At 41.4% G+C, this 10,023-nt stretch carries 11 protein-coding genes, 15 tRNA genes and 2 rRNA genes; 22 read left to right on the top strand and 6 right to left on the bottom strand.

Annotated features, from left to right (window positions below; translation table 11 throughout):
- The 17 genes from ACIQYG_RS08925 to ACIQYG_RS08845 form a co-directional block, all read left to right on the top strand.
- Nucleotides 1-89: ribosomal RNA gene (locus ACIQYG_RS08925) — 23S ribosomal RNA — on the top strand; the annotation flags it as partial.
- A gap of 120 nt (nt 90-209) precedes the next feature.
- Nucleotides 210-325, top strand: a 5S ribosomal RNA gene (gene rrf / locus ACIQYG_RS08920).
- A gap of 9 nt (nt 326-334) precedes the next feature.
- Nucleotides 335-409: transfer RNA gene (locus ACIQYG_RS08915), tRNA-Asn, on the top strand.
- Nucleotides 410-414: 5 nt separating this feature from the next.
- A tRNA-Ser gene (locus tag ACIQYG_RS08910) sits at nt 415-506 on the top strand.
- Nucleotides 507-515: 9 nt separating this feature from the next.
- Nucleotides 516-590: transfer RNA gene (locus tag ACIQYG_RS08905), tRNA-Glu, on the top strand.
- Nucleotides 591-605: 15 nt separating this feature from the next.
- Nucleotides 606-681, top strand: a tRNA-Val gene (locus ACIQYG_RS08900).
- Between the two features lie 103 nt (nt 682-784).
- A tRNA-Met gene (locus ACIQYG_RS08895) sits at nt 785-858 on the top strand.
- A gap of 5 nt (nt 859-863) precedes the next feature.
- A tRNA-Asp gene (locus ACIQYG_RS08890) sits at nt 864-939 on the top strand.
- A gap of 12 nt (nt 940-951) precedes the next feature.
- Nucleotides 952-1,027, top strand: a tRNA-Phe gene (locus tag ACIQYG_RS08885).
- Between the two features lie 7 nt (nt 1,028-1,034).
- A tRNA-Thr gene (locus ACIQYG_RS08880) sits at nt 1,035-1,110 on the top strand.
- Nucleotides 1,111-1,126: 16 nt separating this feature from the next.
- Nucleotides 1,127-1,210: transfer RNA gene (locus tag ACIQYG_RS08875), tRNA-Tyr, on the top strand.
- A gap of 10 nt (nt 1,211-1,220) precedes the next feature.
- A tRNA-Trp gene (locus tag ACIQYG_RS08870) sits at nt 1,221-1,294 on the top strand.
- A gap of 17 nt (nt 1,295-1,311) precedes the next feature.
- A tRNA-His gene (locus ACIQYG_RS08865) sits at nt 1,312-1,387 on the top strand.
- 35 nt (nt 1,388-1,422) lie between these two features.
- Nucleotides 1,423-1,497 (top strand) — tRNA-Gln (locus tag ACIQYG_RS08860).
- Between the two features lie 3 nt (nt 1,498-1,500).
- Nucleotides 1,501-1,575 (top strand) — tRNA-Gly (locus ACIQYG_RS08855).
- 8 nt (nt 1,576-1,583) lie between these two features.
- Nucleotides 1,584-1,657, top strand: a tRNA-Cys gene (locus tag ACIQYG_RS08850).
- Nucleotides 1,658-1,665: 8 nt separating this feature from the next.
- Nucleotides 1,666-1,746: transfer RNA gene (locus ACIQYG_RS08845), tRNA-Leu, on the top strand.
- 363 nt (nt 1,747-2,109) lie between these two features.
- Here the strand turns inward: ACIQYG_RS08845 and ACIQYG_RS08840 are convergent.
- Both ACIQYG_RS08840 and ACIQYG_RS08835 read right to left on the bottom strand, forming a co-directional pair.
- Nucleotides 2,110-2,400 carry a hypothetical protein gene (locus ACIQYG_RS08840; protein ID WP_402837148.1) on the bottom strand — a complete coding sequence of 97 codons (291 nt, stop codon included), beginning with the start codon at nt 2,398-2,400 and terminating at the stop codon, nt 2,110-2,112.
- A 421-nt stretch (nt 2,401-2,821) separates the two neighbouring features.
- Nucleotides 2,822-3,025, bottom strand: coding sequence for a hypothetical protein (locus ACIQYG_RS08835; RefSeq protein ID WP_402837146.1), 204 nt, complete (start codon nt 3,023-3,025; stop codon nt 2,822-2,824).
- A 479-nt stretch (nt 3,026-3,504) separates the two neighbouring features.
- Between ACIQYG_RS08835 and glsA the strand changes: the two genes are divergently transcribed.
- On the top strand, nt 3,505-4,446 hold the full coding sequence (gene glsA / locus ACIQYG_RS08830; protein WP_402837197.1) for a glutaminase A: 942 nt from the start codon (nt 3,505-3,507) through the stop codon (nt 4,444-4,446).
- Between the two features lie 128 nt (nt 4,447-4,574).
- Here glsA and ACIQYG_RS08825 read toward each other — a convergent pair whose 3' ends face one another.
- Nucleotides 4,575-4,769 (bottom strand): hypothetical protein, encoded by a 195-nt coding sequence (locus tag ACIQYG_RS08825; RefSeq protein ID WP_402837144.1) that lies wholly within the window; start codon nt 4,767-4,769, stop codon nt 4,575-4,577.
- On the bottom strand, nt 4,756-5,277 hold the full coding sequence (locus ACIQYG_RS08820) for a tyrosine-type recombinase/integrase (protein WP_402837195.1): 522 nt from the start codon (nt 5,275-5,277) through the stop codon (nt 4,756-4,758). The genes ACIQYG_RS08825 and ACIQYG_RS08820 overlap by 14 nt, the downstream gene beginning before the upstream one ends.
- A gap of 359 nt (nt 5,278-5,636) precedes the next feature.
- Between ACIQYG_RS08820 and ACIQYG_RS08815 the strand changes: the two genes are divergently transcribed.
- From ACIQYG_RS08815 to clpP, 4 genes are all read left to right on the top strand, one after another.
- Nucleotides 5,637-5,963, top strand: a complete 327-nt coding sequence (locus tag ACIQYG_RS08815) for a hypothetical protein (RefSeq protein WP_402837142.1) — start codon at nt 5,637-5,639, stop codon at nt 5,961-5,963.
- Nucleotides 5,947-6,183, top strand: a complete 237-nt coding sequence (locus ACIQYG_RS08810) for a hypothetical protein (protein WP_402837140.1) — start codon at nt 5,947-5,949, stop codon at nt 6,181-6,183. Before ACIQYG_RS08815 ends, ACIQYG_RS08810 begins: the two co-directional genes overlap by 17 nt.
- 158 nt (nt 6,184-6,341) lie before the next feature.
- Complete coding sequence (locus tag ACIQYG_RS08805; RefSeq protein WP_402837138.1) at nt 6,342-7,046, top strand: sigma-70 family RNA polymerase sigma factor; 705 nt, start codon at nt 6,342-6,344, stop codon at nt 7,044-7,046.
- A 30-nt stretch (nt 7,047-7,076) separates the two neighbouring features.
- The gene (gene clpP, locus ACIQYG_RS08800) at nt 7,077-7,661 is read left to right on the top strand and encodes an ATP-dependent Clp endopeptidase proteolytic subunit ClpP (RefSeq protein WP_034305312.1); all 585 of its coding nucleotides are present in this window, start codon (nt 7,077-7,079) and stop codon (nt 7,659-7,661) included.
- Between the two features lie 240 nt (nt 7,662-7,901).
- On the opposite strand, the gene ACIQYG_RS08795 is transcribed toward clpP, so the two are convergent.
- Together ACIQYG_RS08795 and ACIQYG_RS08790 are read right to left on the bottom strand one after the other, a co-directional pair.
- On the bottom strand, nt 7,902-8,795 hold the full coding sequence (locus ACIQYG_RS08795; RefSeq protein WP_402837136.1) for a TauD/TfdA dioxygenase family protein: 894 nt from the start codon (nt 8,793-8,795) through the stop codon (nt 7,902-7,904).
- A gap of 28 nt (nt 8,796-8,823) precedes the next feature.
- Complete coding sequence (locus ACIQYG_RS08790; protein WP_402837134.1) at nt 8,824-9,819, bottom strand: ABC transporter substrate-binding protein; 996 nt, start codon at nt 9,817-9,819, stop codon at nt 8,824-8,826.
- Nucleotides 9,820-10,023 lie beyond the last annotated feature (204 nt).

The raw sequence follows: 10,023 nt of genomic DNA, 5'->3' as shown, positions 1-10,023 counted from the left end.
CCTGAAAGATGATCAGGTTGATAGGTCAGAGGTGGAAGCATGGTGACATGTGGAGCTGACTGATACTAATAGATCGAGGACTTAACCAACGCTTTTTAAAAAATGAAAATACCTTCTTATTATCTAGTTTTGAAGGAATGAAAATTTCTTCTTGCATTTTCTCAAAAAGACGTTATAATAATATATGTCTTGAAAAAATGTTAACATTGTTTGGTGACGATAGCGAAGAGGTCACACCCGTTCCCATTCCGAACACGGCAGTTAAGCTCTTCAGCGCCGATGGTAGTTGGGGGTTTCCCCCTGTGAGAGTAGGACGTCGCCAAGCTTATATTGTTCCGCAGTAGCTCAGTGGTAGAGCATTCGGCTGTTAACCGAACGGTCGTAGGTTCGAGTCCTACCTGCGGAGCCATAATTGGAGAGCTGTCCGAGTGGCCGAAGGAGCACGATTGGAAATCGTGTAGACGGGTAACCCTGTCTCAAGGGTTCAAATCCCTTGCTCTCCGCCATTTATACCTGGCCCGTTGGTCAAGCGGTTAAGACACCGCCCTTTCACGGCGGTAACACGGGTTCGAATCCCGTACGGGTCACCATTTAGATAACATATTGGAGGATTAGCTCAGCTGGGAGAGCATCTGCCTTACAAGCAGAGGGTCGGCGGTTCGATCCCGTCATCCTCCACCATTTTTCAACAAGATCAGGTTGTTTCTGCATAAAGGATTGATTATTCAGCCCATTGAAACACTTAACACGAAAACTTGATGCACATTAGCAACATTATTACCGTCGCGGGGTGGAGCAGTCCGGTAGCTCGTCGGGCTCATAACCCGAAGGTCGCAGGTTCAAATCCTGTCCCCGCAATCTATGGTCCCGTGGTGTAGCGGTTAACATGCCTGCCTGTCACGCAGGAGATCGCGGGTTCGATTCCCGTCGGGACCGCCATTTTTATTGCTTGGCTCAGTAGCTCAGTCGGTAGAGCAAAGGACTGAAAATCCTTGTGTCGGCGGTTCGATTCCGTCCTGAGCCACCATAGTAGTGCCGGTGTAGCTCAACTGGTAGAGCAACTGACTTGTAATCAGTAGGTTGGGGGTTCAAGTCCTCTTGCCGGCACCATGTTTCATCCATATGCGGAGGGGTAGCGAAGTGGCTAAACGCGGCGGACTGTAAATCCGCTCCTTCGGGTTCGGCAGTTCGAATCTGCCCCCCTCCACCATCTTTATTACAGGGGTATAGTTTAAAGGTAGAACAGAGGTCTCCAAAACCTCCAGTGTGGGTTCGATTCCTACTACCCCTGCCAAATTAAATCCTATAATGGCGATTGTGGCGAAGTGGTTAACGCACCTGATTGTGGTTCAGGCATTCGTGGGTTCGATTCCCATCAGTCGCCCCATTTTAAAAAATATGATATAATGATTACAACGTTAATGGGCTATAGCCAAGCGGTAAGGCAACGGATTTTGATTCCGTCATGCGAAGGTTCGATCCCTTCTAGCCCAGCCATATGCGAAAGTAGTTCAGTGGTAGAATACAACCTTGCCAAGGTTGGGGTCGCGGGTTCGAATCCCGTCTTTCGCTCCAAAAACGTTGGCGGCATAGCCAAGCGGTAAGGCAGAGGTCTGCAAAACCTTTACCACCGGTTCGATTCCGGTTGCCGCCTCCAACATACATGCCGGTGTGGCGGAATTGGCAGACGCGCACGACTCAAAATCGTGTTCCTCTGGAGTGCCGGTTCGACCCCGGCCACCGGTATCACCAATAGCGAAGAATCGCTATTACAAAAAGCTTCACACTTAATTGTGTGAAGCTTTTTTGTGTTCATTACGCACTGCAAAATATGTATAAATAAAATGCGGGGGTATTGAAAAAGGGAGAATTGAAACGAAGGAGCATACAGTGCGAATAAAAGTGATGCAGGTTATCGGAGATGAAATGTATTTGGAAATGTCATTCACTGTGACATACGTCTATAGAAGTTATGAAACGGTACATGAATTCTCCATTAAATAAATCAGCAATAGTTTAGAGCACGTTTGTTACTACGATTAAAAATAAAAACGAATGGAAAGAGTATTAGCTCTACCATTCGTTCCGTAAACTGATTGATAAATGATTTTAGATTTCAATATTCATAGCATTCAAGTCTGCTTCCGTATAGCCAGAAGAGGAAAGTGCGATTTCAATTTTTTCGGCAGCCTTATAATCAAATAATTTAAATTTAGACATTAACGCGAAAGCATTTTGATTTTCGATTGCCAAGGCAACAGCCTCTACGTCTTGCAGTAACTTCAGGTCTTCAATGTAGAATTGAGCGGTTCTCATCGCTAAATACTCATTCGTTGTAGTCGAACTGTAGAAAAGTCTTGTTAAAGTGGCGATTGCGTTAGGAACGAAAATCTTATTCATAATTACCCCTCCACTATTCATAATATTCTGTCATCCGAGTCACTATTAGTATGAGTCACTCTAAAAATGTTGTCAATCTTTATCTTTTGAGCATTTTTACTCCCCAGTTGAAAGTAGATATATATTCAAAATTGAGTAATAGGATACCTGAGACTTTTCCAAAGAAAAATATTATTGACCGAAGCGTATAAAGTAGGCGAATGAATGAAGTTTTGTTTACGAAACGAACCAAATTACATGTAACATGTTGGTTCAAGCTCGATTGTTAGGGTATTAGGCTAGATTATAACTAGTTGGATTATTTACTACATTCCATTTACTTTATTCAACCAAATGGCCAATTTTTTAGAAATTCTTTCATGGATGAGATCCTTTCTGTGTTCGAAAATTTCAAAGGGGCTTATGAAAAAACAGATCCTTATTAACTGTAAAGAAGGCGGGCCTCCACATTACGCAGCTCTCCAGATGAAACACTATCAGCCACAATTATTTGCATTGTTCTCGTAGTTGTCATTCGTTTGTCTGGATGCTTCATTTGTAGCTGCTGTTGTATCGTTCGGAACAGTTCATTATTTTCTGGACGGTTGGCGTTATAGATTTCTTGTAAACTTTTCGATTTTCCCATGTCTTTTCCTACTTTCCATCAAGTGTGAAATACATATGAAAGCTTATGCGATAATATTCGTATGGTCTATATTTCCGTCTGAGCGCTTCTAATTCCTTCTTTTTTCAATTAAATCTTTAGAGAACATAGAAGTTGCCCCTGTTTTTATACAAGGCGAAGCTTACCTGTCTTACAGTTTGACCGTTGCTATATATGTTGTTGTTTTTCTTATCCTTTAACACGACTAAAATAATTCAGTACCTGTGCATTAGACAGAAGGGCATGACCTTACAAAGGGTGCTTTAAAATCAGTAAATAATAAATGGAGGAGCAATTAAAAATTTCTTTAGAAATTGTTATTTAAGAAATCCAAGACCAGGAAAGTAGCCACTTCGCAGTTTTATAAATAATATCGATGAAATATGGTAATAAATAAAAAAACACTTTCTAAGAACACTTCACAAAACAAATTTTCTAAGGGGCGGAAAATTGTGAACAATATGGGATGTCAATGCAGGTCCAATGACGAATTACAGCAACTGGTTGATGAGGCAAAAAAATATACGGGTAACGGAACAGTGGCAGACTATATACCGGCTCTTGAAAAGGCGAATCCTGGGGATTTGTCTGTTGCTATTTACTATCCTGACGGTAAAGGATATTGTGCTGGTGATGTAAGAGGTAAAATGACCCTGCAAAGCATATCAAAAGTTTTGACACTTGCTCTTGTATTAATGGAAAAAGGGGAGGATTATGTCTTTTCCTATGTAGGAAAAGAACCCACTGGCGATCCTTTTAATTCGATTGCCAAGTTAGAGACAAACAAGCCATCCAAACCGTTAAATCCGATGATCAATGCAGGCGCATTGACTGTGACCCACATGATTGCGGGTGACAGTGTAACCGAGCGATTTCAACGTATTTTACATTTTATCCGGGAGTTGACGCAAAATCCGAGTATCGGATTTAATGAAGATGTTGCCCGGTCGGAATATAATACAGCAGACTTAAATAGGTCGTTAAGTTATTTTTTAAAGCAGCATAATGTAATAAATGAGGATGTGGAGGATTTAATCGAGTTGTATTCAAAGCAGTGTGCCATTGAAATGGACAGTCAGGATTTAGCGAGGATAGGCTGTGTACTGGCCATGAATGGGAAAGATTTGCTGACGGGAAAGCAAATCATCCCTGGGGACATTGCCCGTATTTGCAAGACATTCATGGTTACCTGCGGCATGTATAACGCATCAGGTGAATTTGCCATTAATGTTGGCATTCCGGCTAAAAGCGGTGTGTCAGGGGGAATCATGGGGGCCGTCCCAGGAAAATGTGGGATTGGAATTTATGGTGCGGCTTTGGATGAGAAGGGGAACAGCGTTGCTGGGATAAAAATCTTGGAAATGATGGCGAAAAAGTATTCCTTAAGTATGTTTAATTTGTAAACATAGAAACCATTACCGAGTGAGTCGGATGTTAAATAAGTTCAGTGTAAAGTCTTAAGGAAACAAATCATTTATTTTAAAGGCAAAAAAAAGACCTCTGCACATAAGGGCAAGGTCTTAGGACAATTTCATAACAAGTTGGAGAAAAGAGATACTTTTTTATATAAAGCATTTACCTCTTTATTTCGATGTTCCCCGGTTTCATTCCTTAGCTGGCTTTCCATATCGGTCATTAGATCAGCTAATTTCAATGCCTTTTGTCTGTCGGAAATATTGCTGCGAATGATATATTCATATTTTGCATTGTATTCAGTCAGTGACATTTCTTCCGTCCTCCCATTGTGTAAAGTCGTTTATGCTGTCCTTTGTTCCTTCATCAGCAATCCCAATGTACTTAAGTGTAATTACGGGATGTGAATGGTTAAGGATCATTTGTAACTCAGCAAGGTTCTTACTTCGTTTATAGTGCCAGTACCCGAATGTTTTCCGCATGGTATGTGTACCGACGCCCTCGATGTCCACCATGTCCGCTGCTTTATTAAGCTGTCTGTAAGCTTGTATCTTGCTTATTGGCTTATCCCCCTTGCGTGAGGGGAATAGCCATTCACCATCAATGGTGGCTATATAGGCGGCCAATTCATTACAGACATTGTTAAGCTGTATCATTCTTGGCTTTTTTGTTTTCCCTTCCTTGATGATGACCTCCCTCTTGCCTTTAATGTCCTTTATCTTCAGTGATAATAGATCAGTCACTCGTAAGCCGGTATTGATGCCTAACAAGAACAATATGTAGTCTCTCTCGCTGCAATGTCTTTTCAATGACCATTTCATATCATCTAATTTTTTCGATGATCTGATTGGTTGAACGTCTATTAAATGTTCTTTTGGCAAAAGTGATCACCCTTAATTCACGCCAATGGAATCAGTATTTTGAATGTATACTTTTAAGAGTAACACTGAAAAAGGATGGAAGTCAATTTGAGGGGTATATTGTATATTTTTTGGACTGTCCATTTTATAGGGTTCGGAGTATTTTTAGTTGTTTATTGAATAATAGCAATAAAAACTTCTGGAACTTGATATAATGAAAATAGTAATATTTTTCTAAACTAGTGTTATTGATGGATATTTAATAGATGAATTAATTCATTCTGAATTTAATATGCTTTAGCAGGATTGGGGAAACCACCATGAAGAGAGTTTTAGCTATATTGAAAAAATTACTGCCTATACTGTCAAGGTTGATTACCATGGCAATTATGGTTTTGGTTTTTTACTGCATGTTCATGTTCGCAGACCTGGATAATGAAAAGTCAGACAGTGAGCGTCATAACGAGCGATCAGTGGATTTTGAAGAGATGGGCGATCAAGAGTCTGAAGAAAATCCAGCAGGTTCTATGGTGAACTATTGTAAAGATAGCGCTAATGAAAGCCGCTCCTCCAGTTGGTTTGGTATTGAAGAAAACGAAATGGAACCTAGCGAATACACGGTCGAATGCATTGAACACTTGGAATAGCAGCAAGGTTCCCATGGCTCACCCGGCAATTGTAAATTCAGGATTCACACCAGAGACATCTGGCACGTCACATCCAAGCGTTTGGTTGGCTTATTGGAATGGAGCTAAATGCACGGGGAATAATAAGTGCTCTGGAAATAAGGTCTATACTGAAATGATTGGTGACGAACCGGGTACACAGCGGCTGGAGGCCCTATTTGTTACAGAACATTGGCATTAGCCTGTTTGGGTCTTAACCAAACAGGTTTTTAGTATGAAAGGAAATCCAATGGAAAAGATGGAATAGAATATAAAGAATGAAGGAAAATTTTTCACCCCCATATCTTTTTCTCTTTCTGAAACGTTTATAGGATAGAGGGTGTTGAAGGAGTGAGAAAAATGATAAATAAGTTGAAGGAAGATATTCCTGAAGAAAAGGATAACGGTGCGATTTTGCGTGAAGTTTATCCTGAATTGATTCGGTTTTGCCGATTCCTGACCCAAAATAATTGGGATGGGGATGATTTGGCTCAGGAAACGATATTGAAGGCAATGCAGGGCTATGGTAAGAAAACGGAGATAACAACAGCTTTATTGAAGACGATAGCCCGACATTCCTGGATTGATACGATACGAAAAAGGAAAAAAGAATCCTTAGACGATCTGTTGGATACCGAACAGTTGGGGGCAGTTGGGGGAAACGTCTTTGAAACGGTTGAATATATAGTAAAATCCCTTACCCCGAAACAAGCTGTAGTGTTCATATTAAAGGAAGGATTCCTCTACCGGTCAAAAGAAATCTCAGATTACTTGAACACCACGGAAACGGCTGTAAAGGCAATCTTGAACCGTGTGAAGAAGCGTTTAGAGAATGACGTTGAAGAGCGTAGGTTGTCTTGCGTGGAAGATTGGCAGGATGAGGAGGAGCAGCGGCTCATGTCCCTGATGACACAGGCGTTAAAAGCCCAAAATCCTGATATCCTCATTAGAAGCATCCCATCTTTCAAATCCCTGAACAGTGAATCGATGATTCCTAAACTGATGAATCATTCGAATTCCAAATCAAGCTTCACTCCTTCAAACACACTCTCAATGGCCGCATAGCCTATATTATTGTTAGGAGGAAGAAGAGATATGACCACCATTCCATATGTAATTGAGCAATCCAGCAAGGGGGAGCGCTCGTACGATATTTATTCCAGACTTCTAAAAGATCGTATCATCATGATCGGGGAAGAGATCACCGATCATTTAGCCAATAGTGTGGTTGCCCAATTGTTATTCTTGGCAGCGGATGCACCTGATAAAGAAATTACCATCTTCATAAACAGTCCGGGGGGATCGACCAGTGCCGGTTTCGCCATTTATGATACGATGCAATATATTAAGCCTGATATCCGGACTGTATGTACGGGGATGGCAGCATCATTCGGTGCCATGCTTTTATTGGCGGGGACGAAAGGGAAAAGGTGCGCTTTGCCAAATAGTGAAATCATGCTTCATCAACCGCTTGGTGGGGCGAGGGGGCAAGCAACGGAAATAGAAATTTCTGCCCGAAGGATCTTGAAGCTAAAGGATCATATCAATCAAATCATCTCCGAAAGGACCGGTCAGCCTATCGAAAAGGTGGCGAAGGACACAGATCGCGATTACTTCTTAAGTGCAAATGAGGCGAAGGATTACGGTATAATCGATGAAATAATCGTTCAGGATAATTAATTCTGATAAAGACGCTGGCTGTACGAAAACGAAAAGAAACTGCCGATATTAGTTTGGCAGTTTCTTTTTTACCTTTTTACATTACTCCATCTATTTATCCACAAAACCCCATACCTGGCGAGTTGGCAAGCCCTGCTGAATAAAGAAAACACTCAAACTTCCTGCAATAAGGCCGTTTGAATGTTTTCATTCGCTTATGGGGCAGTCAAGTAATGGAAGCTTACCTTCGATACAAGAGTTTTATTTCTTAATAATTAGTCTGCTGGACTCGTTCTCCTTGTTTACGGGAATGTCTTTTCCTACTGTGACCCTGCGAACGACGCGGTGCCGGTCCCCGTAATCGGCAATAGCGTAATGCTGCGTGGCTAGGTTATCCCAAATGGCCACGTCCCCTTCACTCCATTGCCAACGCACGGTATTTTCTAAGCGCGTGACGTATGAATCGAAGATGCTTAATAATCTTTCGGATTCACTTGTTGTATATCCTTCCACTCTACCAGCAAAGCCACCTAATAATAAATGCCTTTTTCCGGTTTCTGCATGCACGTGAACGACTGGGTGCCTTGTTTTATAAATGGTCGATTCGAATACATCACGATACTTCTTTTTAACCTCATCATCAATGTTTTCAGCCGGTTTGAATTGAGCATAATCATATTCATTTGTATGGATTGCCCATAGTCCGTCCGCTAATTTCTTCAATCCATCTGGCAGGTCCTCATATGCTTCATTCGTATTTGCCCAAACTGTATCTCCGCCGACATCAGGGATGGTTACACCTCTTAAAATAGAGTATTTGGGGACTTCTGGAACGAAAGTGACATCAGTATGCCAATGGTTTGCTTTAGCACCGCGTTCGGAGTCAAGTTCGAAAATATAGTTCGTATTGTCTTTGACCGGTACTGTAGGATGTGCATAAGGTTCACCCAATAGTTTGGCAAAGGCTTCTTGGCTGGCATCATCTAAATGATTTTGACCTTTGAAGAATACGACTTTATGATTGTTTAATGCTTGTTTGATTTCACTGAAAATAGCTAAATCCAAGTCCCCGCTTAATTGCACTCCTTGAATTTCCGCTCCAATCCTTCCTGCTACCGGTACCACTTTCAATTGTTGTGTTTTAGTTTCCGTCATAATCAATCTCCTCCTGTAAGGTTAGTTTTTATTTTTTAAAGGCTTCATCAATGTATTCATTGTGGATCTGATTTTTAAAATTAAATGGTTTCTTGATATAACCCACACCAGCTAAAGTATCGATTGATTCCTGTTGTGCTTTGATGGCATCTTCGGTAAAAAAGATATTTGGTTTCTCGGCCGTTATGATTGTCTTTACCGTGCTCACAGGCAATTTAGTTTCTTTGGAATAAATTTCAGATGCTTCATCTGGATTCTCGATTTGCCAATCGGCAGCTTTTTTATAAACCTTTAAATAGGCCTCGACAATTTCAGGGTGCTCTTCGGCAAAGCCCTTACGTGCAATGATTGCACCAGGAGCTAATATTTTTCCTTTTACTTTAAGTGCGACAGCATTCCCTTTTTCAATATTATTAAGGTAATAGGGGTTCCATATTGCCCAGGCGTCCAATTGTTTCGTTTCAAAAGCCGCTTGAGCATCATCTGGTTGCAAATTGATGAGTTTAATATCATCAGTCGTTAAACCATGAGCTTTCAATGCCTTGATTAAATACACATGACCCGTTGTCCCCGAGGCAACACCGACCGTTTTTCCCTTTAAGTCTTCAATCTGCTTTATGTTACCTTCTGCTTGAGCCAGGATCCGGACAGATGACTCACCCCGGCCTGTTTGTGCAATCACTTCGAATGGCAGATTCTTATCAATGCCGGCAATCAGTGCACCATCGCCTAAAAAAGACAGGTCAACCCGATTGGAAGCAAGGGATTCCAAAAGCGGGGGACCACTCGGGAATTCACTCCACACGATTTGGGCATCCAGTTTAGAAAATTCTTCGTTGAACAATCCCTTTTCCTTTGCGATGACCAATGGCCCCATCTTGCCATTTAAGGCAATATGAACTTTAAGGGGGCCGGGGCCACTTTTCCCGGAAGCTTTGCCGGCATCGGAATTACAGCCTGCCAATACAGCGAGACTAATGATGGCAAGTAATGCTGCGGTTAACTTGTTACGATATTCCTTCATGAATTCCCTCCTTTTTTAATACACGTACCACAGCTGGATAGTCAGATTAATGACAAAAAAGAGATTCAACGAAGAGTTTGCTTGGTTACTCTTCATTGAATCTCCGGTAGTCCAGTTGATTCACATGACCTTTATTTAATTGGCTCCTTTGTGAAGCGGATTTGTGTATGAATGCATCTTAACAGCTGTTAGAATAATCTGTCA

This window comes from Peribacillus sp. NPDC096622 (genome assembly GCF_044762665.1).
GTDB lineage: Bacteria > Bacillota > Bacilli > Bacillales > DSM-1321 > Peribacillus > Peribacillus frigoritolerans_B.
Note: the sequence above shows the minus strand (reverse complement) of the source record. Positions and strands in the feature narration are given on the sequence as shown.

Coding starts and splice junctions, on each gene's coding strand:
- ACIQYG_RS08790 (WP_402837134.1), bottom strand. CDS start 9,819: ATGAAGGAATATCGTAACAAGTTAACCGCAGCATTACTTGCCATCATT.
- ACIQYG_RS08795 (WP_402837136.1), bottom strand. CDS start 8,795: ATGACGGAAACTAAAACACAACAATTGAAAGTGGTACCGGTAGCAGGA.
- ACIQYG_RS08815 (WP_402837142.1), top strand. CDS start 5,637: ATGAAGAGAGTTTTAGCTATATTGAAAAAATTACTGCCTATACTGTCA.
- clpP (WP_034305312.1), top strand. CDS start 7,077: ATGACCACCATTCCATATGTAATTGAGCAATCCAGCAAGGGGGAGCGC.
- ACIQYG_RS08825 (WP_402837144.1), bottom strand. CDS start 4,769: ATGTCACTGACTGAATACAATGCAAAATATGAATATATCATTCGCAGC.
- ACIQYG_RS08835 (WP_402837146.1), bottom strand. CDS start 3,025: ATGGGAAAATCGAAAAGTTTACAAGAAATCTATAACGCCAACCGTCCA.
- glsA (WP_402837197.1), top strand. CDS start 3,505: ATGGGATGTCAATGCAGGTCCAATGACGAATTACAGCAACTGGTTGAT.
- ACIQYG_RS08805 (WP_402837138.1), top strand. CDS start 6,342: ATGATAAATAAGTTGAAGGAAGATATTCCTGAAGAAAAGGATAACGGT.
- ACIQYG_RS08840 (WP_402837148.1), bottom strand. CDS start 2,400: ATGAATAAGATTTTCGTTCCTAACGCAATCGCCACTTTAACAAGACTT.
- ACIQYG_RS08820 (WP_402837195.1), bottom strand. CDS start 5,277: ATGAAATGGTCATTGAAAAGACATTGCAGCGAGAGAGACTACATATTG.